The organism is Glycomyces tritici, from assembly GCF_030403505.1.
Genome location: NZ_JAUEMJ010000008.1, coordinates 43,756 through 68,421, shown reverse-complemented (window position 1 = coordinate 68,421; position 24,666 = coordinate 43,756). Strand labels below are relative to the sequence as shown.

Annotated in this window: 22 protein-coding genes; 8 read left to right on the top strand and 14 right to left on the bottom strand. The window is 72.4% G+C overall.

All coding sequences use genetic code 11. The annotated features are described in order from the left end of the window. Positions 1 to 7: 7 nt before the first annotated feature. Positions 8 to 1,627 carry a glycerol-3-phosphate dehydrogenase/oxidase gene (locus QWI33_RS22090; RefSeq protein ID WP_289959083.1) on the top strand — a complete coding sequence of 540 codons (1,620 nt, stop codon included), beginning with the start codon at positions 8 to 10 and terminating at the stop codon, positions 1,625 to 1,627. A gap of 189 nt (positions 1,628 to 1,816) precedes the next feature. On the opposite strand, the gene QWI33_RS22085 is transcribed toward QWI33_RS22090, so the two are convergent. Next, positions 1,817 to 2,362, bottom strand: coding sequence for an ArsR/SmtB family transcription factor (locus QWI33_RS22085; protein ID WP_289959082.1), 546 nt, complete (start codon positions 2,360 to 2,362; stop codon positions 1,817 to 1,819). Positions 2,363 to 2,423: 61 nt separating this feature from the next. Between QWI33_RS22085 and QWI33_RS22080 the strand changes: the two genes are divergently transcribed. Further along, on the top strand, positions 2,424 to 3,725 hold the full coding sequence (locus tag QWI33_RS22080) for an MFS transporter (protein WP_289959081.1): 1,302 nt from the start codon (positions 2,424 to 2,426) through the stop codon (positions 3,723 to 3,725). A 4-nt stretch (positions 3,726 to 3,729) separates the two neighbouring features. On the opposite strand, the gene QWI33_RS22075 is transcribed toward QWI33_RS22080, so the two are convergent. After that, a complete protein-coding gene (locus tag QWI33_RS22075; protein WP_289959080.1) occupies positions 3,730 to 4,248 on the bottom strand; it encodes a GNAT family N-acetyltransferase in 519 nt (172 codons plus the stop codon). A gap of 49 nt (positions 4,249 to 4,297) precedes the next feature. Then, positions 4,298 to 4,687, bottom strand: a complete 390-nt coding sequence (locus QWI33_RS22070) for a DUF4267 domain-containing protein (RefSeq protein ID WP_289959079.1) — start codon at positions 4,685 to 4,687, stop codon at positions 4,298 to 4,300. A 204-nt stretch (positions 4,688 to 4,891) separates the two neighbouring features. Between QWI33_RS22070 and QWI33_RS22065 the strand changes: the two genes are divergently transcribed. Next, the gene (locus QWI33_RS22065; RefSeq protein ID WP_289959078.1) at positions 4,892 to 5,779 is read left to right on the top strand and encodes a sigma-70 family RNA polymerase sigma factor; all 888 of its coding nucleotides are present in this window, start codon (positions 4,892 to 4,894) and stop codon (positions 5,777 to 5,779) included. A gap of 223 nt (positions 5,780 to 6,002) precedes the next feature. Here QWI33_RS22065 and QWI33_RS22060 read toward each other — a convergent pair whose 3' ends face one another. The 4 genes from QWI33_RS22060 to QWI33_RS22045 all read right to left on the bottom strand — a co-directional run bounded on the left by QWI33_RS22060 (position 6,003) and on the right by QWI33_RS22045 (position 11,190). Beyond that, entirely contained in the window at positions 6,003 to 8,117 is a 2,115-nt protein-coding gene (locus tag QWI33_RS22060; protein ID WP_289959077.1) for a beta-galactosidase, read from the bottom strand. 255 nt (positions 8,118 to 8,372) lie between these two features. After that, a complete protein-coding gene (locus QWI33_RS22055; RefSeq protein WP_289959076.1) occupies positions 8,373 to 9,779 on the bottom strand; it encodes an FAD/NAD(P)-dependent oxidoreductase in 1,407 nt (468 codons plus the stop codon). Then, the gene (locus QWI33_RS22050) at positions 9,776 to 10,033 is read right to left on the bottom strand and encodes a (2Fe-2S)-binding protein (protein WP_289959075.1); all 258 of its coding nucleotides are present in this window, start codon (positions 10,031 to 10,033) and stop codon (positions 9,776 to 9,778) included. Before QWI33_RS22050 ends, QWI33_RS22055 begins: the two co-directional genes overlap by 4 nt. Beyond that, positions 10,030 to 11,190, bottom strand: a complete 1,161-nt coding sequence (locus tag QWI33_RS22045) for an NAD(P)/FAD-dependent oxidoreductase (RefSeq protein ID WP_289959074.1) — start codon at positions 11,188 to 11,190, stop codon at positions 10,030 to 10,032. The genes QWI33_RS22050 and QWI33_RS22045 overlap by 4 nt, the downstream gene beginning before the upstream one ends. 193 nt (positions 11,191 to 11,383) lie before the next feature. On the opposite strand from QWI33_RS22045, the gene QWI33_RS22040 reads away from it, so the two are divergent. Both QWI33_RS22040 and QWI33_RS22035 read left to right on the top strand, forming a co-directional pair. Beyond that, positions 11,384 to 12,001 carry a GNAT family N-acetyltransferase gene (locus QWI33_RS22040; RefSeq protein ID WP_289959073.1) on the top strand — a complete coding sequence of 206 codons (618 nt, stop codon included), beginning with the start codon at positions 11,384 to 11,386 and terminating at the stop codon, positions 11,999 to 12,001. A gap of 48 nt (positions 12,002 to 12,049) precedes the next feature. Continuing rightward, positions 12,050 to 12,505, top strand: coding sequence for a hypothetical protein (locus tag QWI33_RS22035; RefSeq protein ID WP_289959072.1), 456 nt, complete (start codon positions 12,050 to 12,052; stop codon positions 12,503 to 12,505). Between the two features lie 57 nt (positions 12,506 to 12,562). Here QWI33_RS22035 and QWI33_RS22030 read toward each other — a convergent pair whose 3' ends face one another. Further along, complete coding sequence (locus QWI33_RS22030; RefSeq protein WP_289959071.1) at positions 12,563 to 13,462, bottom strand: NAD-dependent epimerase/dehydratase family protein; 900 nt, start codon at positions 13,460 to 13,462, stop codon at positions 12,563 to 12,565. A gap of 129 nt (positions 13,463 to 13,591) precedes the next feature. Here QWI33_RS22030 and QWI33_RS22025 point away from each other — a divergent pair, with 129 nt between their 5' ends. Beyond that, on the top strand, positions 13,592 to 14,539 hold the full coding sequence (locus QWI33_RS22025) for a GlxA family transcriptional regulator (RefSeq protein ID WP_289959070.1): 948 nt from the start codon (positions 13,592 to 13,594) through the stop codon (positions 14,537 to 14,539). 4 nt (positions 14,540 to 14,543) lie between these two features. Here the strand turns inward: QWI33_RS22025 and QWI33_RS22020 are convergent, their stop codons facing one another. Together QWI33_RS22020 and QWI33_RS22015 are read right to left on the bottom strand one after the other, a co-directional pair. Then, entirely contained in the window at positions 14,544 to 15,290 is a 747-nt protein-coding gene (locus QWI33_RS22020) for a GNAT family N-acetyltransferase (RefSeq protein ID WP_289959069.1), read from the bottom strand. 6 nt (positions 15,291 to 15,296) lie between these two features. After that, complete coding sequence (locus tag QWI33_RS22015) at positions 15,297 to 17,216, bottom strand: GTP-binding protein (RefSeq protein WP_289959068.1); 1,920 nt, start codon at positions 17,214 to 17,216, stop codon at positions 15,297 to 15,299. A 180-nt stretch (positions 17,217 to 17,396) separates the two neighbouring features. On the opposite strand from QWI33_RS22015, the gene QWI33_RS22010 reads away from it, so the two are divergent. Beyond that, on the top strand, positions 17,397 to 18,575 hold the full coding sequence (locus tag QWI33_RS22010; RefSeq protein ID WP_289959067.1) for a serpin family protein: 1,179 nt from the start codon (positions 17,397 to 17,399) through the stop codon (positions 18,573 to 18,575). A gap of 140 nt (positions 18,576 to 18,715) precedes the next feature. Beyond that, positions 18,716 to 19,912, top strand: coding sequence for a serpin family protein (locus tag QWI33_RS22005; protein ID WP_289959066.1), 1,197 nt, complete (start codon positions 18,716 to 18,718; stop codon positions 19,910 to 19,912). A 67-nt stretch (positions 19,913 to 19,979) separates the two neighbouring features. On the opposite strand, the gene QWI33_RS22000 is transcribed toward QWI33_RS22005, so the two are convergent. Genes QWI33_RS22000 through QWI33_RS21985 form a run of 4 tightly spaced genes read right to left on the bottom strand, consistent with a single transcriptional unit; the run spans position 19,980 to position 24,588 of the window. Further along, positions 19,980 to 20,384, bottom strand: coding sequence for a VOC family protein (locus QWI33_RS22000; protein WP_289959065.1), 405 nt, complete (start codon positions 20,382 to 20,384; stop codon positions 19,980 to 19,982). A gap of 51 nt (positions 20,385 to 20,435) precedes the next feature. Next, entirely contained in the window at positions 20,436 to 21,086 is a 651-nt protein-coding gene (locus tag QWI33_RS21995) for a hypothetical protein (protein WP_289959064.1), read from the bottom strand. 41 nt (positions 21,087 to 21,127) lie between these two features. Next, positions 21,128 to 22,867, bottom strand: coding sequence for an ABC transporter ATP-binding protein (locus QWI33_RS21990; RefSeq protein WP_289959063.1), 1,740 nt, complete (start codon positions 22,865 to 22,867; stop codon positions 21,128 to 21,130). After that, positions 22,864 to 24,588 carry an ABC transporter transmembrane domain-containing protein gene (locus tag QWI33_RS21985; protein WP_289959062.1) on the bottom strand — a complete coding sequence of 575 codons (1,725 nt, stop codon included), beginning with the start codon at positions 24,586 to 24,588 and terminating at the stop codon, positions 22,864 to 22,866. The genes QWI33_RS21990 and QWI33_RS21985 overlap by 4 nt, the downstream gene beginning before the upstream one ends. Positions 24,589 to 24,666 lie beyond the last annotated feature (78 nt).

The window sequence follows — 24,666 nt, the reverse complement described above, 5'->3', positions numbered from 1 at the left end:
CATCGCGATGACCACCTTGCAGCACGTCTCCGGCCCGGAGGCGAACCCGACCGGCCCGATCCGCTTCGAGAAGCGGATGGGTCGCGCCGAAGCGCGCGAGCAGTTGGAGAACGCCACCTTCGACCTGCTCGTCATCGGCGGCGGCATCCTGGGCATCTCCACCGCCTGGCACGCCGCCCAGTCGGGGCTGCGGGTGGCCCTCGTGGACGCCGGCGACTTCGCCGGGGCGACCTCCTCCGCCTCCTCCAAGCTCCTCCACGGCGGCCTGCGCTACCTGCAGACCGGCGCGGTGAAGCTGGTGGCGGAGAACCACTTCGAACGGCGCGCCGTCACCCGCCAGGTGGCGCCGCACCTCTCCCGCCCGCTCAAGTTCTACCTGCCCGTCTACAAGGGCGGACCGCACGGCGCCGCCAAGCTCGGCGCGGGCGTCTTCGCCTACTCCGCGCTCTCCGGCTTCGGCGACGGCATCGGCCACCTGCTCAGCCCCGCCAAGGCCCGCGAGGCCGTACCGGAGCTGCGCGTCAAGGACCTCAAGGCCGTCGCCGTCTACGGCGACAGCCAGATGAACGACGCCCGCATGGCGCTCATGACCACCCGCGCGGCGGTCGAAGCCGGCGCGGCCGTCCTCAACTACGCCGAGGTCACCGGCCTGCGCTTCACCGACGGGCGCGTATCCGGCGCCGACCTGCGCGACAAGGTCGACGGCACCGAGTTCGGCGTGAACGCCCACGTCGTCCTCAACGCCACCGGCCCGTGGGTCGACCACCTGCGCCGCATGGAGAACCCGGCCGCCGACCCGTCGATCCGGCTCTCCAAGGGCGCGCACCTGGTCCTCAAGCGCACCGCCGACTGGGGCGCGGCGCTGGCGACCCCGGTCGACAAGTACCGCATCACGTTCGCGCTGCCGTGGGAGGACATGCTCCTGCTCGGCACCACGGACGAGGTGTACGAGGGCGACCCGGGCCAGGTGTCGCCCACGAAGGCCGACTTCAAGCAGATCCTCGACGAGGCGAGCCTCTCGGTGCGCTCGGAGCAGTTGCAGCCCGAGCTCATCACGTACGCGTTCGCCGGGCTCCGGGTCCTGCCGGGCGGGCCGGGCGCGACCTCGAAGGCCAAGCGGGAGACCGTGGTGACCGAGGGGCGCGGCGGGATGCTCTCGGTGGCGGGCGGCAAGTGGACCACGTTCCGCCACATCGGGCGGACCGTGATGAAGAAGCTCGCTGCCCTGCCGGGCTACTCGCTCGGCGCGGAGATGGAGCCGATGGCGAACCTGCCGCACCGCCTGCCGCTGCCGGGCATCGCGAACCCGCACGCGGTCGCGCACCGGCTGCTCTCGGACGGCGGCGCGCCGCTGCCGAACCTCGGCGAGGACACGGCGAAGCACCTTGCGACGCACTACGGTTCGCTCGCGTTCGACATCACCCGCCTGGCGGGGGAGCACCCGGAGCTCGCCGAGCGCGTCCACCCGGACGCGCCGGAGATCATGGCCCAGGTCGTCTACGCGCGCGACGCCGAGTGGGCCGAGACCGCGGACGACGTCCTGCGCCGCCGCACCACCCTGATGATCCGCGGCCTCGACACCCCTGAGGTGCGGGCCAAAGTCCAGGGGCTGCTAGACCGCAAGTGATGAGGGAGCGGCGAGGCCGCCACGTGAATGCGATTCGCGTGGCGGCCTCGCCATTGTTGCGTCGCCCCATGGTCACTGGCGCTGTCGTACCCGCGTGCCATAGTGGAATCGGGGGGTCCCAGGGTGTCCGTTTTGAAGGCTAGGGCCTGGAATGCCGCCTTAGTCCCACTGGTGTCGTGAACTGCCGCGTCAATCCCGGCCGGCGTCAGGGTGGATCGCCATGAACAGCGAGTACGGGCGCGCCCCCGGCCCCGGCTCCATCTCGGCGAGCTCGTCGAAGAGCACCTTGAAGCGGCGGCTCACCGCTTCGTACTGCTCCTCGTTGAGCCGCATGCCGAGTCGTCCCGAGTTCACCTGCTTCGGGTCGGAGACCTGCGCGACCTCGGTGCGGAAGGCCTCGAGCATCGCCGTGGACAGGTCCGACTTGAACTCCTCGCCGAGGCGCAGCGCCCATGACTTCCGGGTCGCCAGGTAGGGGATCTCCCGCGAGCCCCGCGCGCCGGTCCGCTCCTCTTGGGCCGCGAGGAACCCGGTGTCCACGAGCCTGCGCACGTGGTGCAGCACCGTGGCCGGGTTCGCGTCCAGGCGCTGGGCGATCTCCTTGTTCGTCAGCGGGCGGTCGAGGCACAACCGCAGGATCCGCAGTCGCACCGCCGAGGCCACCGCTTTGGCCTCGGCCTCCGAGGCGAGCGGGCGGTCGTCCTTGAAGCCTTCTGAGCTGCGCTTGTCTGACACCACCTCATCCTAGCGGGAAGAGTGATTGACTTTTCCCAACTGATTGGAAATACTCAATCGCATGATCTCGATCGGCGCACCCGCCCCTGACGCCCCGGTGCAACGCGACCGCCTCGGGCTCCTGCGCGAACCCGACTTCCGGGCGCTCTTCCTCTCGACCACCGTCGCGCAGGTCGGCTACCAGATCACCACCCTCGCCCTGCCCCTCGCCGCCGTCATCGCACTCGACGCCGGCGAGTTCGAGGTCGGCCTGCTCTCCTCGATGACCATGGCCGCGTTCCTGCTCATCGGCCTCCCCGCCGGCGCCTGGGTCGACCGCATGCGCCGCCGCCGCGTCCTCATCGTCAGCGACGTCGTGCGCGCCGCCGTGCTCATGACCGTGCCGATCGCCTGGTGGGCGGACGCGCTCACCATCTGGCAGCTCTACGCCGTCGCCTTCGTCATCGGGATCTTCACCGTCTTCTTCGACGTCTCCTACCAGAGCTACCTGCCGCACCTCGTCGGCCGCGGGCGACTCGTCGAAGGCAACGCCAAGCTCGAGGCCGTCCGCTCCACCGCCCAGCTCGGCGGCCCGGTGCTCGCCGGGCAGCTCATCGGCTGGCTCACCGCACCCGTGGCCCTCGCATTCGACGCGGTCGCGATGGGCGCCTCCGCGCTGTTCCTCGTGCGCATCCGCCGCCGCGAGGCGAAACCGCACGTCGCCCACGACGCCCGCATCGCCACCGAGATCAAGGAAGGCCTCGCGTTCGTCTTCCGCAACCGCATCCTCGCCTCGATCGTGGCCGCGACCAGCTGGTGGAACCTCTGGATGGGCGCCTACATGGCGATGGTCGTCGTGTTCCTGCCGCGCGCCATCGGCCTGACGCCGGGCGAGATCGGCCTGTTCTTCGGCGTGTTCGGCGTCGGCGGCCTCATCGGCGCCTTCGTCACCGGGCCCGTGACGGCCCGGCTCGGCGAAGGCCGCGCCATCTGGATCTCGACGCTCGTCTCCTCGCCGGGCCTGCTCCTGCTGCCCGCGGCCGAACCCGGGTGGCGGATCTGGATCGCCGCCATCGGCATGGGCGCCGTCGGCATCGGCGCGGTCGTCTACAACGTCAACCAGGTGAGCTTCCGCCAGCGCCTCACCCCGGACCGGCTGCTCGGCCGCATGAACGCGACCGTGCGCTTCCTCGCCTGGGGGCTCAGCGCGGTCGGCGCGCTCATCGGCGGCATCCTCGGCGAGTTGACCGGCGCGAGGGCGACGCTCTGGATCGGGGCGATCGGCGTCTGCCTGGCCTTCCTGCCGGTCTTCTTCTCGCCGTTGCGGAACCTGCGTGAACTGCCGAAGCCGGAGCCCGAACCGGACCCGGTCCGGGCCGCCTGACCCGCTAGTTCTGGGCGTCGAAGCCGGGGGAGTAGACGTACCGTCCGCGAAGCCCGTCGTGCCAGCCGGCGAGCCTGCGGATCTGGAACGCCGGCTCCCAGGCGGGGTCCTGCGGTTCGACGCCGTACCGCGAGGCCGGTTCGAACCCGAAGCGGCCGTAGTAGTTCGGGTCGCCCAGGAGCATGATCATCGGTTCGTCCATCGCGTCCGCGGCGCCGATCGAGGCGTGCATGAGGGCTGATCCGATCCCCTTGCCGTGCAGGGCCGGCTCGACGCCGATCGGGCCGAGGCCGAGGATCCGGGCCTCGCCCAGCCGTCCGTACGAGCAGACCGCGTGACCGACCGGTTTCCCGTCGACCTCGGCCACGAAGGACAGCTGCGGCACCCAGTCCTCGCTGCCGCGCAGCGCGTCCACGATCGCGGCCTCCGTTCCGGAGGAGTACGGGCGCCCGGCGAAGGCCGCGTCGTGGAGGGCGTGGATGAGGGGCGCGTCGCCCTCGGTCTCGCGTCGAATCAGGGTCACGGGCCGAGTATCACAGTCCGCGCCTACGCCCGCAACGGGTTTGGCGGGGTCAGGGACGGCGCGAGACCTGGAGCTGGAGGACGCCGGCGACGATCACCAGTGCGGCGGTGGCGTAGTGGATGCCGAACGCGGCGGCGGGGCTGCCGCCGTGCAGGAGGATGAGCGTGCCGTCGCCGAGCGGGATGAGGGCCTCGCACAGCAGGACCCAGCCGAGGGCCTGGCGCTGGCGCAGGGCCAGGAGCGTCAGCGGGATGATGCCGGTGACGAGGTCGCGCACGCCTTTGACGGTGAGGAAGTCGGCTTCGGCTCCGGTGGGCCACACCGAGAATCCGAATCCTGCGGCGGTAGCGGCGGGTGCGACGAGGTACGAGACGCCGACGTACGCGATGCCGAGGGCGACGATGAGGGTGAGGACGTTGGCGGTGATGCGACGGGCCATGGGGCGCTCCTTAACGAGGGTAGAAAACCTAGCGTTGCTAGGTTCTGATAGAACGGTAGCATGTGCTCGCTCGAAGATCTAGCGTCGCTAGGGTTCCGGGTCCGGTGGGCTAGCTCACCGCCGCTGACCTCCGTTTTCGCCCGGGCTTGTCACGTTTCTCCGCTCGAGCGGGTCAGTAGAGTGGTGGCCCGAGTGGAGGTTGGGATGAACGACGGCGTCGATGTCGAGCGAGCGCAGCGCTTCGAGGAGCACCGTGCGCATCTGCGGGCCGTCGCGTTCCGGATGCTCGGCAGCGCCCATGAGGCGGATGACGCGGTGCAGGAGGCGTGGATGCGCTTCGCCCGCACCGACACCGCCGCCGTCGAGAACCTGCGCGGCTGGCTCACGACCGTGGTCTCGCGGGTCTGCCTGAACCTGCTGCGTTCGCGGCGCCACCGTCAGGAGGACGCCCTGGACGCCGACCTCCCACTGGCCGCGGGCCCGGGAGCGGGCGGCGACCCGGAACTCGATGCGGTCATGGCGGATTCGGTCGGCCTCGCGCTCCAGGTGGTCCTCGATGCGCTCGGCCCGGCCGAGCGGGTGGCGTTCGTGCTGCACGACCTGTTCGGCGTGCCCTTCGACCGCATCGCCCCGGTGCTCGACCGCACGACGGAGGCGACGCGCCAGCTCGCGAGCCGCGCCCGGCGGCGCGTAGGGGAGGGCCGCGAGCGAGCCGAGGCCGATCGCGATGCGCGGCAGCGGAAGTCGGTGGTCGAGGCGTTCCTGGCCGCCGCCCGCGAGGGCCGCTTCGAGGACCTGCTCGCCGTGCTCGACCCGAACATCCTGGTGGTCGCGGACGCGGAGGCGGTCGCGACCGGTTTCGCCGGACGCGAGGTCATCGGCGCCTCCGCGGTGGCCGCGATCTTCAACGGCCAGGCGAAGGACGCGATCGCGGTGCTGGTCGACGGCCTCGCCGGAGCGATGTGGGCCCCAGGCGGCGCGCCGCGGTCGGTCCTGTCGTTCGCCGTGGTCGACGGCCGGGTGGCGAGCATCGAGATCATGAACGCCCCCGACACGATCGCGGCCCTCGAACTGGCGCCCTTCGAGGGCTGAGGGCGATCGACGGACACGAAGCCTCGGACCGATTGCGGCCCTTGCGTTCGAGGCCGCGGGGACTGGCGGCGATTCCAGGGCGGGGCCGACGCCGAACACGCCAGGGAAGAGGTCCCCTTGTGCATCGATCGCCGAGGGGTACGTGCCGCGGCCCGCGCGCATGCGAAAGCCGGTGGCCTTGCTCGCAGAGCTCGACCACCGGCCTCCTACCGCCGTCTGCGCACTACTGCTCGATGAGGACCTTCACGTCCCACGGCCCGAGGGGCAGTGGCGCGCCCGCCTCGTACACGGTGTCGTCGATCGCGTCGGTCGCAGCTGCGGGGAGCGGGAAGTCGACCTCGTTCCACGACCAGTTGTGCACGAACCGCACCGTGCGGCCCTCACCGGTGACGCCGCTGGTCACGGTCAGACTCGGGTGCTCAGGGCGCCAAGCGTTCTCGGGGACGATCCACTTGAACAGCGACTTCCCGAAGGCCGAGTTCGGGATCGCGCCCACGTAGGTGACCCGGCCTTCGCCGTGCGCCCTCGTCGTCGCCGCCGCGAACCGGCCGTAGTGCGGGTGCACGTACTCGGCGAGGGTCTCGGCCCCCTCCACGTGCAGACCGTCGGCCCACTTCACCGCCGCCGCACCGGCTTCCAGCTCCAGCGGCGAACCCTCCGGGGCCTGCACCGCGACCTCCCCGGTGAGGTTCGCGAACTCCTCGTACCAGACGCCGGCGGCGTCGCGGAGCCTCGCGGGCTGCACCTCCTGGCGCGCCCGCGCCTCCTCGTCGGCGTAGCCCGTGCGCGGACCCACCACGAGGTGGCCGCCCGCCGCCGCGTACGCGGTGAGCCAGTCGAGCATGTCGTCGTCCTCGGCGTACAGGCCCGCGGCCACCAGGGCCGGGTACTCCGCCACCGCCTCCTCCGGCGAGCGCAGCTGGCTCGTGTGGACGATCCGCGCCTGGAGCCCGGCGTCGAACGCGCCCCGGTAGAACGGGCCGTGGATGACCTCGAACGAGCGGTGCTCGGGGCCGCCCTGGTCGTTCTGGATCTGCGGCTCGGCCGTCAGCGCCCATTCGCTGCGCTTGGAGTACAGGACCGCCACGTCGGCGCCCGGCACCAGGCCCTGCAGGGCACCGCCGGTCTTGCGCAGCTCCTTGCCGAGCTGCGCCAGCTCGCGGTAGGTCCGCCCCGGCCGCCCGCTGTGGGGGAGGACCCCGCCCCAGTACGTCTCGGCTCCGAAATGGAGGGTCTGCCACTGCCAGTACTCGATCATGGCCGCGCCGCGCGACACCAGCGCCCAGGCGGCCTGGCGCCACTGCCCGTCGTAGGCCGGCTCGTTCCACCACGGCATCCCGATGGCCTGCGCGTTGGTCTCGGTGACCAGGTACGGCGCCTGCTTCGAGGAGTACATGCGGTCCGCGGAGTGGTAGAGCGCCCAGGCGCCCTTGGTGTTCCAGTCGATGGCGTCCCCGCCGCCCTTGGCGGGCATCTCGAGGCCGTCCTGCATCGCGTAGTACGGATTGCCGGCGGTCACGTCGAGGCCCGCGGTGAGCGAGGGGTCGTCGATGCCCGGGCGCGAGTAGGAGATGCACGTGGTCACGAACTGGTCCTCGCGCGCGTACTCGCGGGCGATGTCCGCCTGCCAGGAGATGAACTCCGTGGTGAGGTCGGCCTGGAACTTGCGCCACGCGAGCTTGTACTGCGGCTGGGCGTTCCCGTCGGGGCGCCACAGGTCGGCCCAGGTCGTGAGGCGGTGGGACCAGTAGACCAGGCCCCATTCGCGGTTGAGGGTCTCGACGTCGCCGTACTGGTGGCGCAGGCGGTCCACGAACTGCTGGAAGACGCCCTCGTTGTGGAAGATCCGCAGGCCGGGCTCGTTGTCGACCTGGTAGCCGATGACGGCCGGGTGGTCGGCGTAGCGCGCGAGGATCTTGCGGCTGACCCGCTCGGCGTGGAACTTGAAGGCGGCGTGGGTGTAGTCGACCTCCTGGCGCTCGCCCCATCCGATGCGCTGGCCGGTGCGGTGCTCGCCGGCGATCTCGGGGTAGAGGCGCACGAGCCACGGCGGGACGGCGTAGGTCGGGGTGCCGAGGATGACGGCGATGCCGCGCTCGTGGGCGCCGTCGAGGACCGGCTGGAGCCATTCGAGCTCGAACCGCCCGTTCTCGGGCTCCCAAGTGCTCCATACGGACTCGCCGACGCGGATCACCGAGAACCCGGCTTCGACCATGAGGTCGAGGTCGGTCTTGAGCCGCGCGCGGGCGGCCTCGGTGTCGAACCCTTCGGCGGCGTCGGGCTGGTACTCGAAGTAGTAAGCGGCCCCGAAGAGGATCGGGTTCGGCCAGTTGCTCATCTCGGCTCCTTATGACTACGTAGTCAGACGTACCGTACGCAACCCCGGGAGCGTATGTCAACCCCTATCCCGCCCGCGCCGCTTCAAGGCGCACGCGGTCGAATGCAGGGTCGCGCGCGGTGCCGCAGGCGGGGAGCCGTGCAGCGCGGGCAGAAGGAGCCTCGGTGGCGCAAGGCAATCCGAAGGGCCGCGCTCAGCGCCGGGAACGCGAAGCGCTGCCCGCGAACGCGGGCGGCGCTTCGACCGGCAGTACCGCTAGTATTCGACGCCCAGCGCCCGACCGGACTCCTCCGCGTCGATCGGCGACTCGACCGGCTCCTCCTCGGCCAGCTCCGAAAGGCGGATCGGCGACGCGATCGGCCGCTTCGCGAAACCGGCCCCGTCCACATCCGCCAGCTCGGCCACGTTCCGGCCGCACACCCGGCCCTGGCACAGGCCCAGCCCAGCCCCGGTCACGAGCTTGAGCGAGCGCACCGCGCCCACGTCCCGCTCGTCCACGGCGCGGTAGAGCGCCGCCCTGGTGACCTCCTCGCACCGGCACACGATCGTGTCGTCGCGCAGCCAGCCCTGCCAGCCCGGCCGCACCGGGTACGCCGCGTTCAGCGCCTCGGCGAACCGCCGGCCCGACCGCACGCGCGCCATCGCCCGCACCGGCGGCTCGACCGCCGCACCCACGAACTTCGCCGCCGCCGCACCCGCGACCGCGCCTTCGGACGCCGCCAGATCCGCTCCGCCGATGCCCGTCAGCTCCCCGGCCGCGAACACCCCCGGAGCCGAAGTCCCTTGCGCCGCATCCACTTCCACGAACCCGTCCTCGATCCGGCACCGCGCCGCCACCGCCAGTTCCAGCTGCGGCGTGAACCCGAACCCGACCGCCACCGCGTCGGCCTCGAGCCGCCGCTCCGAACCCGGCACCGGGTTCCACAGGGCGTCGAGCCGCGCCACGGTCACCGACTCCACGCACTCGCTGCCGTGCGCCTCGATCACCGCGGTCCGCGACCGGTACGGCACCCGGTGCCGCGCCAGCATTCCCGCGTACCGCGTCAACTCACCCGTCTTCGACCAGCCCGCGAGCGCCCCCGTGGGGTTCGAGAGCCACCCCGTCACCGCCGCGTTCGCCTCCGCGACCTCCACGACCCGCGCGCCCGCGCCGATCAGCGAGGCCGCCACCGGCAGCAGGAACGGCCCGGTCCCCCCGACCACGACCCTGTCGCCGACCGCCACCCCCTGGCCCTTCGCGAGCGCCTGCGCCGCACCGGCCGTGAACACCCCCGGCAGGTCCCAGCCCGGGAACGGCAGCGCCCGGTCGTACGCGCCGGTGGCGAGCACGAGCGCCCGCGCCTCCAGGGCCCGGCCGCGCCGGTCCATGCCGTCGGCCGGGCCGACGCGCAGGTGCACGCGGTGCCCGCCGTCGACCGGCTCGATCGCCCACACCGCCGCGTTCGGGACGTGCTCCACGTTCGGCGGCAGCGCGAATCGACGGCTCGCCGGCTTCGCCGAGTGGGCGAACCGGTCCCCGGACGCCAGCGCGTCCTGCCGGTGGTACTGCCCGCCGAGCTTCGCGCCCGCGTCGATCAGGACCACCTCGACCCCGTGCAGCGCAGCCGCACTCGCGGCCGCCATCCCCGCCGGGCCCGCGCCGATCACCACGATGCGCCTCATGACGGCAGCTCCGCTCCGGTCTGCGTGCGAATGTCGTCGCCGTCGGCGACCACCCGCTGGCACGCCCGCACATCGGGCACCCCGTTCACCTTCACCAGGCAGTCGAAGCACACGCCGATGCCGCAGAACAGCCCCCGCGGCCGGCCCTCGCCCCGGGTGGTCCGCCACGAGCGGACGCCCTTCGCCAGCAGGACCCCCGCGACGGTCTGGCCCTCCTGGACCTCGACCTCTTCGCCGTCGAACCGCACTCTCACGTCCGCACCTCCGCGATCACCGCAGGCCTGTCCACCCTGAACCGCGCCGGGGCCACTGCGGGCTCGCGCCCGCACATCAGGTCCGCCAGCAGCCGCCCCGTCGCCGGGGCCAGCCCGATCCCCGCGCCCTCGTGCCCGGAGGCGTGCCACAGGCCGGGGAACCGCGGGTCCTCGCCGATCACCGGCAGGTGGTCGGGCGTGTACGGCCGGAATCCGCCGTACGTGCGCATCACCGGCACGCCCGCCAGGACCGGGAACAGCTTCACGGCACTGCGCGCCAACCGCCGTAGCACCTCCACCTGCAGCGACTCGTCGAAGCCGACGCGCTGGCGGCTCGACCCGATGAGGACAGTGCCCTGGGCGGTCGACTCGACGACCGCGGACACCTGCAGGTCGACGTCCGAACTCGCCACGGCCGCAACATAGTCGGCGGCGTAGACCTTGCGGGTCACCACGTGGGGGAGCGGGGCGGTCACCAGCACCATGCCCCGGCGCGGCAGCACCTCGATCGGCGCGCCCGCCGCGACGCTGAAATGCCCCGCCCACGGCCCGCACGCGTTCACGACCGCGCCGCAGCCGATCGTCCCGTCGCCGACCCGCACGCCGGCGACCTTGCCCGAAGCGTCGAAGACCAGGCCGTGCGCCTCGGCCCCGCCGCGCACTTCGCCGCCGCGGTAGCGCACGGCCGTGAGCATCGCGGTCGCGGCGAGCACCGGCTGCAGCTGCGCGTCCCCGGGGTAGTGGACGGCGCCGGCGACCTGGTCGGTCAGATGGGGCTCCATCGCGCGGGCCTCGTCGGGGGTCGTCTCGACCGCCTCGACGCCGGCCGCGCGCTGGGCTTCGGCGAGGATCGCGAGCGGGCCCACGGCGTCCTGGTCGGTGGCGACCACCAAGCCGCCCTTGGGTTCCCATTCGACCCGGGCGGCCTCGTCGCCGAGCTCGGCGCGCAGCGACCCGATCAGCTCGGGCCACAGCCGCCGCGACAGGACGGCCAGGTCCAGTTCCGGTCCGGGGGCCTTGTCGGACAGCAGCACATTGCCCTCGCCCCCGGCCGTGGTGCCCCCGGCGGGAGCGCCCCGGTCGACCACGAGGACCCGCAGGCCCGAGGCGCTGAGCGCCTCGGCGCACGCGGCACCGATGATTCCGGCCCCGATCACGACAACGTCAGCGGTCTCGATCCGACTCACCCGCCTCTCAGCACTCGCACGATCAGAGAGTATGCCCGTGTCCGGCCCTGCCTACACGGTGGTCCACGGACCGGCGCGGACCTCCCGCATCGTGGAAACCGCGCGACCGCCCGCGCGCGCCCCCTCTACCCTTTCGGGCAGCGACGACGAAGGATTGACGCCCATGGAATCCCTGCTCGAAGGTCCCGTGCTCCAAGGGGAGCGCGTGCGGCTCGAACCCCTCGGCCACCACCACGCCGCGGACCTCGCCGCGGCCGTCGAGGAGGATCGCGACCGGTACGGGTTCACGTGGGTCCCGCGCGCCCGCGAGGTCGGCGACTACATCGACCAGCACCTCGAGCGCCGCGCCCAGGGCACGCTCGCGCCGTACGCCCAGATCGATCTCGGCACCGGCCGCGCGGTCGGCGCGACCGCGTTCTGGGACCCGCGCTCGCTTCCCGGCCGGGGCCTTTATGCGATCGAGGTCGGCTTCACGTGGCTCGCCGCCTCCGCGCAGGGCACCGGCCTCAACGCCGAGGCGAAGCTCCTGCTCTTCCGGCACGCGTTCACCGTGTTCGGCGTCGATCGCGTCGACCTGAAGACCGATGCCCGCAACGCCCGCTCGCGCGCCGCCATCGAAGCCGCGGGCGCGACGTTCGAAGGCGTGCTGCGCAACTGGTCCCGCTCCTGGGTGCCAGGCGAGGACGGACGCCTCCGCGACTCCGCGATCTTCTCGATCACCCGCGCGGAGTGGCCCGAGGTCGAAGCGGCCCTGGAGCAGCGGCTCGCCCGCCTCCGCTAGGGGGACGCGTGAGCGCCTGTGCGGTTCAGCGGCGATACCGTTGCGACCATGCTCGTGAACGGACCGCCCCCGCGCCCTGAGCCCGGTTCCGGCCCGGAGTGGCCTTCGCGGCTGGGACTGGCCCTCGTCTTGACCGTGCTGCAGATCGCGGCGGGGACCGTCGTGTTCGCGCTGTCCTGGATTCCGGCCCTGAACATCGCATCCGAAGGCCTCGGCCACCGGTCCGGCGTCGAGTACCTGGTCTATGGCGCCATCGCCGCCGCTATCGTGGCGCTCATCGTCGGTCTGGCCGCGGCTGTGCGTATGCGCATGGCCATGTTCGGTCTCTATGCCCTGCCGGTGCCGCTGGCGGTCCTCGTCCTGTGGCAGCTCCAGTCCCACCCGGACGCCCTGTGGTTCGGCCTGCTCGCCTGTCTCGCAGGCAACTCCGTGATCGCCCTGGCCACTACCGGCCTCCCGCGCCGCCCGCGAAAGCCGCGGCTCAGCGACCGCGGCAACCCCTGACCCCGCGGCCGAGTGACGCCGCAGGGACGGGCCCGATCGGTCCCGCCCCTGCTCCGCTCACATGCCCGCGAGCGCTTCGTCGAGCGAGGACGCCTTGAGCCCGAACGCCTCCCGGATGTCGCGGTCGTCCACGACGAACGGCCGGTCGGCCATGTACGCCATCTCGATGAACTCGTGCCAGATGGGCGCGGAGAACCCGAGCAGGGTCAGGTCCCGCTCGGTCAGCGCCTCCAGCCTCGGCCGCGGCGCGCCCTTGAGGTCGGCGAGGCGATCGGCGACCTGCCGGATCGTGGCGGTGAGGGCCGGGGCGTTCCATGCCCGGCCCCAGGCGTTCTCGCTTCCGGCCGCGGCCACCAGCGCGGCCGCCGCGTCCTCGACGAACGTGAACGTATTGGCCGCATCGGGGTTGCCGTCGGTGAGCGCCAGCTCGCCGCGCAGGATCCGGGGCGCCACCAGGAAGTTGAAGGACGAGAACGCGCCGGGGCCGAGGAACTCGCCCGCCCTGATCTCCGTGACCCGCACCCGCCCGGCCTCGTGCGCCGCCAGGGCCTGCCGCCACAGCTGGGCCCGCACCCTGCCTTTGCGCGTGTGCGGTTCCAGCGGGGTGCGCTCGGTGATCGGCCCGTCCGTCTCGCGGTAGGCGTAGTGGTTGCCGAGCATCACGTAGTCCGCGCCGACCCGTTCGGCCGCGGCGAGGATCGAGTCGTACAGGGGCGGCATGGTCTCGGGCCAGGTGTGGTAGTCCGTCATCGCGGCGTTCACGACGGTCGCCGCGCCTTCGGCGGCGGCCGTCAGCTCGTCGGTCCGGGTCGCGTCGAGCGCGACCAGTTCGACACCGGGGACTTCGGGGCCGCTGCCGCTGCGGGTGATGACGCGGACCCGGTCGCCGTTCGCGGCGAACCGCCGCGCTGTCGCCGAGCCGGTGGCGCCGGCACCGACAACGATGCGTTCAGCCATGGTGGTCTCCTTCGATGTGCTTGCCTCAGTTGGTGTTCCATGCTGCGGCCGGGGCCGCGCGACCAATCCTGCGCGCCATCGGGGGCGTAGCCTAGTGGCCTGAACGCCATGCTTCCAAAGGATTCCGCCATGCGCGATGTCGCCGTTCTGGCCGTGCCACCGGTCAAGCCCTTCGACCTGTCGATGCCGTCGACCCTGCTGGAGGACGTGCACGTCGAAGGCAGGCCCGGCTACCGGATCACCGTGTGCACCGCCGAGCCCGGGGTCGTCGCCTCCTCAGGCGGGTTCGACCTGGTGATCCCGAACGGCTTGGAGGCGCTGGACGCGGCCGACACCGTGATCGTGCCTTCGACCGGCCGCCGCCACGACGCCGACGATGCCACCTTGGCGGCACTGCGGCGGGCCGCCGCCGCGGGCAAGCGGATCGCCTCGATCTGCAGCGGCGCGTTCGTCCTCGCCCAGGCCGGGCTCCTCGACGGCCGCCCCGCGACCACCCATTGGGCGCTCGCGGAGGAGTTGCGGCAGGCGCATGCGTCGGTGTCGGTGGACCCCAACGTGCTGTTCGTCGACGACGGCCTCATCCTGACCGGCGCCGGCTCGGCCGCCGGGATCGACCTGTGCCTGCACCTGATCCGCTCCGACTACGGTGCGGCCGTGGCGAACGAGGCGGCCCGCGCGGCGGTCGTCACGCCGGTCCGCCAAGGCGGCCAGGCCCAGTTCGTGGCGACCCCGCTGCCGCCGGAGTCCGGTTCGCCGCTCGCCGAGGCGCGCGTGTGGGCCCTCGGCCGCCTCGACCGGGCGATCTCCCTGGAGGACCTGGCGCGCGAGGCGAAGATGAGCGTGCGGACGCTCGCCCGCCGCTTCACCGCCGAGACGGGCATGACCCCGTTCCAGTGGCTGCTCCAGCAGCGGCTGCACCGGGCCCGGGAACTGCTCGAATCGACCGACTTCAGCGTGGACCAGGTCGCCCGCCGCAGCGGCTTCGGCACCGCCGAGTCCCTCCGCCAGCATTTCTCCCGCCACATCGGACTGACGCCGAGCGGCTACCGGGCCGCCTTCAGCCGCACGGCGGTCTGAGCGCTCACGGATGCCGGACGAACTCGATCGTCCCGCCGACGATCGTGCCGCCCGCCTTCTCCAGCAGCGCTTTCGAAGCCGGGTTCGCCGCGTCGCACTCGGCGGCGACCTTCGCGTGGCCGCGATCCCGCAGTGCCCGGAACGCCACCCCCAGCAGCGCCGCCGCGATCCCGCGGCCCCGGTACGGGCGCGCCGCGCCGACCAGGCCGAGCCGCGGGCCGGACTCGTTCATCCAGACCCGCACGATCCCGGCGAAGCGCCCGGCCGCGGGATCCCAGGCCACCGGGTAGACCGCCGGATCGTACGCCGCCCCGCTGTGCTCCTCCGCCCAGAACGCCGCGCTCGAACGCCATCCCCGCTGGCCCGGCGAGTCGGCGCACACTGCGTCGTTGAAGCGCCGCACCGCATCCATGCCGAATCGCTCGGGCGGTCCGACCTCGAAGCCGGCCAGCGCCGCATCGCCCCATTCGGCGGCGGTCTCCACGGGCACAGTCCAGTCGTGCTCGTAGCGCTCGCCCACGAAACCGGCGGCAGCGAGCGTTCGGTGCATCCCCTGCTCGTAGACGTCTGCCACCGTGTACACCGGCCGGTCAGCGCCGATCGCGTCGCACAGCGCCGCGATCGGCTCCGCTTCGATCGGGTCGAACCAGGCGAACCGCTTGCCGTCCGGGCGGTCCCACACGTGCGCCGTCCCGACCAGGCGCTCGCCGTCGCGGGCCTCCCAGCGGTCCTCGATCTGCTCGATCTCCAAGGGTGCTCAGCCTCTCCTGGGCGGGGTGCCGTAGACCGGGCGGTACTCGGCGAACTCGGTGGTGAACAGGGCCAGGCCCTCGGTGATCCCGGGCAGGCGCCGCTCGACGCCGTGGACGGCCTCGGTCGGCATGAACCCGGAGACGTACCCGGTGGTCTCGGTCGAGAACTGGCCCTTGATGTTCGAGCGCGCCTCGCCGAGGGTCTTCAGGACCGCGTTGCCGGTCCCGGCCGGGAACTCCACATGGAAGCTGTTGACCGGCTCGCAGACCTCGGTGCCGGACTCCTTGAGCATCAGGTCGAGGAGGAACGCCGTGACCGCCCGGAAGTCGTTCGCCGTGCTCGCCTTGCCGATGTAGCCGGTGGCCGTCAGCAGCACTCGGCAGTCGGTGACCGCCCAGCCGTACAGGCCCCGCTTCAGGACCTTGTGGACGGTCTCCTCGACCGCGTTGCGCAGCGCCCGTGTCAGCGAGCCCCGCTCGACTTCCAGCCCGTAGTGCAGGCCCGAGCCCGGCTCGCCCGGCTCCAGCCGCAGGCCCACCGTCGCGATGTGCGGCGTCTGCTGCCACGGGCCCATCTCGTGCAGCGCCTCGACGGTCCGCACCGGACGTTCGATGTGGATCGCCCGCGTCTCCTCGAACTCGACGGCGATGCCGAACTCCTCGTCGAGCAGCGAGGCCACGACCTCCTTCTGCACTTCGCCGTAAAGGCGCACCGCCATCTCCTCGGACAACTCGTCCAAGTGCGGGTCCACGAGCGGGTCGCGCTCGGCCAGACTCAGCAGCGCCCGGCTCAGCGGGATGCGGTCCTTGGACTCGACCGGGCGCACCACCGTCTCCAGGGTCGGCGGCGTGAAGAACCCGCCGCCCGCCAGCGCCTCCTCCGAGCCGATCGCGTCGCCGATGCGGACCTCGGTGAGGCCCTTGACCTTCGCGATGCTCCCGGGCTCGGCCACGGCCATCACGGTCTCGGTGCCCGTGGCGAACACCTCGACGCCGGTCACCTTGCCCTCGAACGACTCGACGGCCCCGTCGACGCGGCGGTACGTCGTGAGCTGCTCGCGCGGCGCGATCCGCCCGCTGTGCAGCCGGATGTACGCGACCTTCTGGCCCGCCGCGCCGTGCTCGACCTTGAACACCGTTCCGACCGGCGCGCCCTCCGGGTCGCGCTTCGGCACCGGCAGGAACCGCCGGACCCCTTCGGTCAAGGCCGCCACACCCGCACCCGTGACGGCCGACCCGAAGTACACCGGGTGCGCCTGCCCCGCCCGCACCTGCGCGGCCAGCTCCGCCTCGCAGTCGAGCGCTTCGGGGTCGTCGAGGTACGCGGCCAGGAACGCGTCCGAGCCCTCGGTGAGCATTTCGACCGCTTGATCGGTGAACGCCGGATCGCCGAACGCGAACGGCTCCACCGCGGCCGCCCGGGTGCCGATCTCGCGGACCGTGCCCATGGGCAGCAGCCGCGGGCTCAGCATCTCGGCCAGGTCCTCCAGCAGATCGGCCTCGCGCGCACCGCGGCGGTCGACCTTGTTGACGAACAGGAGCGTCGGCACCCCGAGCCGCTCCAGGGTGCGGAACAGGACGCGCGTCTGCGCCTGCACGCCTTCCACGGCCGACACCACCAGCACCGCGCCGTCGAGCACGCGAAGCGCCCGCTCCACCTCGGCGATGAAGTCGGTGTGGCCGGGAGTGTCGATGAGGTTGACGGTGAGGTCGCCCAAGCGGAACGCCACGACCGCCGACTGGATGGTGATCCCGCGGCGCCGCTCCAGGTCCATGGAGTCGGTCTGCGTGCTGCCGGAGTCGACGCTGCCGACGCGGTCGATGATGCCCGCGTCGAACAGCAGACGCTCGGTCAGGCTGGTCTTACCGGCGTCGACGTGGGCGAGAATCCCCAGGTTCAGAAAGCTCGGGTTGAGATACGACAATGCAGGTCCTCGAGAGTGAGATCGACTGGAAGCTGATGGAGCACTCCGAGTTTTGGCGCATTGCGATCTCCCTCTAAGGCGAGGACTGACACGTCGGGACCGACGATGTGCCGAGGGTAGAGCCCCTGCGGGGACCGCGCAAGCGAATTAGCGCGCAGCGGGCGGCTAGCATTCCGGGGCATGGAGCAGACCACCCTGCAAGACGCGCTCAGCGCCGACGAGATCACGGCGGCCAACGAACTGACCCGCCGCTGGCTGACCGCCCGCGCCGAGGTCCCCGCGGTCGCCTCCGGGCTCGGCATCTGGCCGCTGCTCGCCGTCCTCGCCACCGGCGCCGTCGAAGCCACGCTCGAGGAGCTGCTGGAAGCGGCCGGCATCGACATCGGCCAGGCCGCCGACGTCCCGGCCGCGCTCCTGGACGCCGTCCGGTCGGCGCCCGCCCTCAGCCTCGCGGTGGCGGCCTGGGCCGGGCCGCGGGTCACCCTCGACCCCGAATGGGTCGCGGGCCTCCCGGGCGACGCCATCGGCGCGCTCACCGGCGACCCTGCCGTCGACAAGCCGGTCCTCGACGACTGGGCCTCCCGCAACACCGGCGGCCTGATCGACCGGATGCCGGTCGACCTCGACGAGTCGATCGAACTCCTCCTCGCCAGCGCCCTGTCCGTGCGCACCAAATGGCGCACGCCGTTCGAAGAGCAGTACGGGCCCTTCCGAAACGGTCCCTGGAAAGACCGCGGCAAGGTCCTCAGCGCCACGTACCGCGAAGAGGTCCTGCGCGTCGACCCGGACGCGGCCGTGCTCACCGTGGCAGGCCACGACGACATCGACGTCCTCCTCGCCATCGGCCGCGCAGAGGCCCCGCCCCAGGAGGTCATGTCGACCCTCATCGACGCCGCCGCCGACCCCCGCTGGGGCCGCCCGGCGAGCGAGGCCACACCGTCGATCGGCGTCACCTTCCGCGAGTACCAGGGCAGCGCCCCGCAGACGGCACCCGAGACCAACGCCGTGGTCCCCGCCTTCACCCTCGACACCGATCTCGACCTCCTCCAGGATGCGGCCGCACTCGGCCTCGAACTCGCCTCGGACGACGAGTTCGCCCAGTTCGACCGCCTTGCGGCCCAACGCCTCTACATCAGCCAGGCCAAGCAGGCCTGCACCGCCGTGTTCAGCGCCAGCGGCTTCGAGGCCGCGGCCGTCACCGCCTTCGGCATGGCCTTCATGGGCTCCGCCCCGCCGCAGCTGATCCACAAGCACCGCTGCGCGGTGGTCACCTTCGACCGCCCCTTCGCCTACCTCGCCCGCCACCGCCCCTCGGGCCTCATCCTCATCGCGGGATGGGTCGCCGAACCGGGGGAGTAGCCGACCGGCCGTCACCCGCACCGCACACCGGACGCGGTCGACTCGGGCTGCCATGGGCCCCCTGTCAGCCGCCGGGTCTGCCCCCGGCACCCACGGCCGAAGCGAGCTGCCCCGAGCGCCAAGGCACTAGCATCCAGAGCATGGGCACCGAGACGACGATCCAAGACGCACTGGACGCGCGTGAGATCCAGGCCGCCAACGAACTCACGCGGCGGTGGCTCGCCTCGCGGGCGGCGCTGCCGGCCGTGGCCTCGGGGCTCGGCATCTGGCCGCTGCTCGCGGCGCTGGCGACCGGTGCCGTCGCCGAGACCCGCGACGAGCTGCTCGCCGCCGCCGGCATCGACGCCGTCCAGGCCTCCAAACTGCCCGCCGCGCTCCTCGAAGCGGCCCGCTCGGCCCCCGCGATCCGGCTCGCCCTCGCCGTCTGGGCCGGGTCCCGGGTAACGCTCGATCCCGAATGGACCGCGAACCTGCCCGTGGACGCGGTCGGGTCGCTCACCGGCGACGCCGCCGCGGACAAGGCCGTCCTCGACGCATGGGCCTCCCGCAACACCGGCGGGCTCATCGAGCGGATGCCGCTCGATTTCGGTCAGCCGATCGACCTCGTCCTGGCGAGCGCCCTCTCCGTGCGCACCACCTGGGCCACCCCGTTCGATGACGCCTCCCGCGCCTTCGATCACGGCCCGTGGGCCGGGCTCGGACGCTGCCGCGCCCTCACGACGACCCTCCGCGACGACCTCCTGCGCGTCGCCGACGACGCCTCAGTGGTCACCGTCCCCGGCGACGGCGACATCGACGTGCTCCTGGGCCTCGGCCGCGAAGGCCTTGCGCCGCAGGCGGTCATGAACGCGCTTCTCGACGCCGCGACCGATCCGGCGTGGGGCCGCTCCTCGACCGGTCTCGCGGTGGGGGAGCGGGCCGTCGGCGTCGAGGTCACCGAGTACCTGTCCGTGCAGCCGCAGACCGGTCCGGAGGTCGAGGTCCACACCGTCCGCTTCAAGCTCGACGCGGACCTGGACCTCGGCGAGGACGCCGCCGCGCTCGGCCTCGTCACCGCCTCCGACGAGGACCGCGCGCGGTTCGACCGCCTTGCGGCCGAACCGGTCTACGTCACCCAGGCCAAGCAGACCGCCACAGCGGTGTTCAGCGCCACCGGCTTCGAAGCCGCCGCCGTCACCGCGATCGCCATGACCCGCGCCGCGGGCTTCGTGAAGCCCAAGCACCGGCATGTGCGCGCCTCGATCCGCTTCGACCGGCCGTTCGCCTACCTCGCCCGGCACCGCCCGTCAGGCCTCGTCCTCATCGCCGGCTGGGTCGACAAGCCTGAACTCGCATAGGGCGCCAAGAGCGTGCCGCGGTCGGCGAATCCGCCGAAGGCGGCGGTGACCCGCATCGGGTCGACGATCACTCGACGGGCTCGGGGCCTCCGGTCGAGGTCCACCAGTCGCGGACCAGGCAGAACGGATGGCCGGCGGGGTCGGCGTACACGCGCCAGCCTTGCCGGTCGTCGAGATAGGTCGCGCCGCAGGAGAGCACCTCGGCGTGCGCCGCGTCCATGTCAGGGACGGCGAAGTCGAGGTGGAACTGCTTCGGATGGTCGGGATCGGGCCATTGCGGGGGCCGGTAGTCCTCCACCCGTTGGAACAGGAACACCAGGCCGGACTCCAGATGGAGCGTCGCACCGTCCTCGTTGACCGCCCATCGCCGGTCGGGCCGGTTGACGGCGCCGCCGAGAATGGAGCGGTAGAACTCGGCCAGACCGATCGGGTCCGCGCAGTCCAGGGCCACGCACTCCAACTTCGCTTCCATGAGCGCATCCTATTGGTGCGCGCCCGCCGCGCTCGCGAACGCGCAACACGTTCACGTGCCGGAGGGGCCCTGGTCCCCGTCCAGCGGCGCCGAGTGCCAAGTCCAATCAGGACTGCGCTTTGCGTGCCCTTCGAGTTCCCCGCGGCCCGTGGCCCACAGCAGGGTCGGCCACGGATCGGTGTCCGCGGGGGCCTCGGGGAACAGCCGCGCCAGCGCCGGGGCGACCAGTTCCGCCGGCGCCTCGAAGCCCAGGCCCAGACCCTGCGTGAGGTCGAAGGCGTGCGCGAGCGTCTCGACCACGCCCATCGCCGCGAAGCCCTCGGGGTCGGCGGTGCCCCAGATGTGCCACGCCCGCGCCGTCGCCGGACGGGTGTCGACCACGGCCGCGACCAGGCCGCCGACCATGAGCAGCACCTCGATCGCCGCCTCCGGCCCGGCCTCGCGGTCGGTGGCCATCGGCAGCGGCGAGCCCGGCCGCTTCCACATGATCGTGGGCCGCATCTGCACGTTCGGGACCGGCGGCACGAGCCGCGTCGCGTACGAGAACACGCCGTTGTTCAAGTGGTCCAAGGCGTCCCAGCACGAGCAGTCCATCGGCCCGGCCTTCGCGTCCCAGGCCTCGGCGGGCGCGAGGCGCAGCGCCTCGGCGGTAAGGGCAACGGCCCGTTCGACATCGGCACCGGTCACAGGGGTTCTCGACATCCTCGGACCTTAGCGCCCGCCCCCGCGCCGGGCAACCCGGATCACTCGCCCTGCCACGCGTGCCAGAGCCCGGCGTACACCCCGCCCGCCGCGAGGAGCGCCTCGTGCGTGCCCTCCTCCGCGATCCGGCCGTCCTCGACCACCGCGATCCGATCGGCCGACGCCGCCGCCTGCAACTGGTGCGCGATCGCGATGACCGTGCGGCCCGCGAGCGCCGCCGCCAGCGCGGCCTCCACATTGCCCGCGCTGGCCGGGTCGATCCCGGCCGTGGCCTCGTCGAGGATCACTATCGGCGGGTCCGCGATGACGACGCGGGCGAGCGCGATCTGCTGCGCTTCGGCCGTGGTCAGCGCCCGGTGCTCGGGGCCAAGCACGGTGTCGAGCCCGGCCGCGACGGCCCACCCGGCGTCGACGCGCCGCAGCGCCCCGACCAGCCGCGCGTCGTCCGCCTCGGGCGCGGCCAGGATCAGGTTCTCCCGCAGGGTCGCGGTGAACACGTAGTGCTCCTGGGTCACCAGCACCACGCGGCGCCGCAGCTCCTCGACCGCGATGTCGCACACCGGGACCCCGCCGAGCGTGGCCGTGCCGGTGCGGGGCCGGTCGATCCCGGCGAGGAGCCGCGCGATCGTCGACTTCCCCGCCCCGGAAGGCCCGACCACGACCAGCCGCTCGCCCTGCGCCGGATGGAGGCTGAGGCCGTGCAGCACATCAGGGCCGTCGCCGTAACCGAAGGTCACGGTGTCGAGGGCCAGGTCGGTCCCGTCCGGTTCGGCCTCGCGGGGCGCGGCCTCGATGAGCCCGACGCCCGTGATCCGCGCGAGCGCGGCCGAGCCCTGCTGGAACTCGCTGAGGTGGATCATGACGCCGTTGGTGGGGTTGGCGATGCGCACGACGACGGTGATCGCCGCGATCGCCGTGCCGAGGCTCAAGCCGCCCTCGAGGTACCACAGGCCCGCGGCGACGATCGTGATGAGCAGCTGCATCCGGTTGAGCCACAGCAGCAGGAAGAAGAACTCCACCTGGAGCCGGATGAGCCGCATGAACCGCTCGAACAGGGTCGCGCCCCGCTCGTACCCGAGCGCGCGCCGCTCCTCCTGCATCGCGAGCGCCGCCACCGTTCGGGCCCCGCTGCCCGACGCGGACAGGGTCTCGGCCGCCTCGCTCATGGCCGCGCGCTGCGCGGTGAACACCACGTTCGCCTGGCGCAGGTACCGGCGCGCCGCGAGCACCAGCGGCGGCAGTGTCAGCAGCGACACCAGGCCCAGCAGCGGATCGACCACGAACAGCGCGATGTACAGCACGAGCACCTCGATCAGCGAGGTCACTATCGTGGGTCCGTTGTCGCGCAGCAGATCAGCGACCGTGTTGACGTCAGAGGCCGTCCGGGTGCCCAGGTCGCCGCGCCCGGCCTGCTCGACCCGGTCGAGCGGCAGTCCGAGTACCCGGGCCACGACGTCCTCGCGCAGCCGCGCGGCCGCCCGCTCGCCGAACCGGTAGCCCGCGCGCCGGCCCAGGCGGCTGAACACGAACTGGACGCCGACGCAGGCGAGGATGACCCCGCACCACAGGTTGACGTCGCCCGCGCCCCAGCCCGCGCCGATGCCGTCGACGACCCGGCCCAGCAGGACCGGCACGGCGACGCTGAACCCGGCCGCGAGCGTGTACATGACCAGGACCTGCACGGCCGGGCCCTTGTCCGCGGCGAGGAGCTCCAGGAACGCCCGCCGCACCTGCGCCGGGTTCGCGATCGGCAGGCGCGCTCGAGTCTCGGTGGCGCTCATGCGGACTCCTCTCCTCGGCGCAGCCCGCCGTCAGTGGATTCACGGTGCGATGCGAGACGGCGGTACTCGGGGTCGGCCAGCAGCTCCGCATGCGATCCGGTGGCATGGACCTTGCCCTCGACCATCCACACCACGCGGTCGGCGTGGGCCAGCCACAGCGGCGAGGCCGTCACCACGAGTGTCGACAGGGCCGCGCGGGCGGCGGCGACGCGCGCGGCGATGAGCGACTCGGTGTGCGAGTCCACCGCCGACGTCGGCTCGACCGCGAGCAGGGCCCGCGGTTCGGCCGCGAGCGCGCGGGCGAGCCGCAGTCGCTGGCGCTGGCCGCCCGAGAGGTTGCGTCCGCCTTCGGCGATGCGCCCGTCGAAGGAGCCGCCGAGGGCGGTGTGCACGTCGCCGGCGCAGGCGGTCGCGAGCGCGGTCGACGCCGCGTCGGGGCCGACCCGCAGGGTCTCGGCGAGCGTCGCTTCGAAGAGGTAGTCCTCGTCGGTGAGCAGCATGATCTGCTCGCGCACGTCTGCGAGTGCGTACGCCTCCAAGGGGTTCGGACCCCACACGGCTCCGGAGTCGCGGTAGCGGGCCAGCCGCTCGCAGGCTTCCATGGCCGGGGCGGTCTCAGCGGTGACGAGGACGGTGAGCCCGGTGCCCGGGACCGCGAGGCCCGAGTCGGGGTCGCGCAGTTCGCCGCCTTCGCCGCGGAGCGCCCCCTGATCGTCCACATCGGTCGAAACGGCGAGGAACCGGGTGAGGCGGCCGGCGGCCACCCAGCTCGCGACCAGGTAGTTCGCGGAGATGATGAAGTTCCCCGAGACGGCGATGAAGATCGTCGCGAAGCTGAACGCCGAGGCGAGGCCGCCGATGGTGAGCGAGCCGCCGACGACGAGGAGCGCGCCGACCCAGGTGATGGCCGCGACGAACACGATCGGCATCGAGCTGCGCAGCGCGTGGATCCATGAGCTGGAGTTCGCCACGTCGTAGCCGCGGTCGCGCAGCGCCGTCGACTGCTCCCGGTACCGCGCGGTGAACATCAGGTCCCCGCCGATGCCGCGGAGCACCCGGAGGCCGCCGACGATGTCGGCCGCCTGCGCGGTGAGGCCGCCGATCATGTCCCGGTAGTCGGCCTGGCGGCGCTGGAGGCGCTTGAGGAGCGGCCCGGCGACGAGGGCGGTGACGACGCTGCCGGCGATCACGATGGCGCCCAGCAGCGGATGGATCGACCACACCAGGGCCGAGCCGATGACGAACATGGCGAGGTTGTTGGTGAGGAACCCGACCTCGGTGACGGAGTGGGCCGCCTTCCGCATGTCCTCGCTGGGCAGGTTCACCAGCTCTCCCGCCGAGACGCGCCCTCGCACACCGGTTCCGGCCGTGTTGAGGTGGTCGGTGAGGCGCTGGACGATGACCCGCTGGTTCGCGGCGTCGGCGCCGTTGAACCGCCGGAAGCCGAGCACCCAGAACGTCGGCTGCGCGGTGACGGCGATCGCCATGAGCGCCAACCAGAACGCGAAGGCGCCGCCGTCGCGGGCGATGAGGCCGTCGTCGACGACCCGGCCGAGCATCCACAGCTGCGACATCGACGCGCCGCCTGCGAGGAGGAAGAACAACGCGCCCAACGCGATCCGGCCGGTATGCGGCCGGGCGAGGCCGGTGAGGAGGCGCAGCGGGGTGAGCGGCCGTTCCGGGGGCGGGGCCCCTGTCCCGGCGCGAGGTCTGGAAGGCATGGGACCCAAGCTTACCGGTCGGCCGGTATCTCGAAAAGCGCATAAAGCCGTCGGCTTTCCGACCCCGCCGAGCCCGCC

Bases quoted from the DNA above. Each gene is read 5' to 3' on its own strand.
- QWI33_RS22060 (WP_289959077.1), bottom strand. From the start codon at position 8,117: ATGAGCAACTGGCCGAACCCGATCCTCTTCGGGGCCGCTTACTACTTC.
- QWI33_RS22005 (WP_289959066.1), top strand. From the start codon at position 18,716: ATGGGCACCGAGACGACGATCCAAGACGCACTGGACGCGCGTGAGATC.
- QWI33_RS22035 (WP_289959072.1), top strand. From the start codon at position 12,050: ATGCTCGTGAACGGACCGCCCCCGCGCCCTGAGCCCGGTTCCGGCCCG.
- QWI33_RS22070 (WP_289959079.1), bottom strand. From the start codon at position 4,687: ATGGCCCGTCGCATCACCGCCAACGTCCTCACCCTCATCGTCGCCCTC.
- QWI33_RS21985 (WP_289959062.1), bottom strand. From the start codon at position 24,588: ATGCCTTCCAGACCTCGCGCCGGGACAGGGGCCCCGCCCCCGGAACGG.
- QWI33_RS21990 (WP_289959063.1), bottom strand. From the start codon at position 22,867: ATGAGCGCCACCGAGACTCGAGCGCGCCTGCCGATCGCGAACCCGGCG.
- QWI33_RS22040 (WP_289959073.1), top strand. From the start codon at position 11,384: ATGGAATCCCTGCTCGAAGGTCCCGTGCTCCAAGGGGAGCGCGTGCGG.
- QWI33_RS22080 (WP_289959081.1), top strand. From the start codon at position 2,424: ATGATCTCGATCGGCGCACCCGCCCCTGACGCCCCGGTGCAACGCGAC.
- QWI33_RS22090 (WP_289959083.1), top strand. From the start codon at position 8: ATGACCACCTTGCAGCACGTCTCCGGCCCGGAGGCGAACCCGACCGGC.
- QWI33_RS21995 (WP_289959064.1), bottom strand. From the start codon at position 21,086: ATGTCGAGAACCCCTGTGACCGGTGCCGATGTCGAACGGGCCGTTGCC.
- QWI33_RS22055 (WP_289959076.1), bottom strand. From the start codon at position 9,779: ATGAGGCGCATCGTGGTGATCGGCGCGGGCCCGGCGGGGATGGCGGCC.
- QWI33_RS22010 (WP_289959067.1), top strand. From the start codon at position 17,397: ATGGAGCAGACCACCCTGCAAGACGCGCTCAGCGCCGACGAGATCACG.
- QWI33_RS22065 (WP_289959078.1), top strand. From the start codon at position 4,892: ATGAACGACGGCGTCGATGTCGAGCGAGCGCAGCGCTTCGAGGAGCAC.
- QWI33_RS22000 (WP_289959065.1), bottom strand. From the start codon at position 20,384: ATGGAAGCGAAGTTGGAGTGCGTGGCCCTGGACTGCGCGGACCCGATC.
- QWI33_RS22025 (WP_289959070.1), top strand. From the start codon at position 13,592: ATGCGCGATGTCGCCGTTCTGGCCGTGCCACCGGTCAAGCCCTTCGAC.
- QWI33_RS22030 (WP_289959071.1), bottom strand. From the start codon at position 13,462: ATGGCTGAACGCATCGTTGTCGGTGCCGGCGCCACCGGCTCGGCGACA.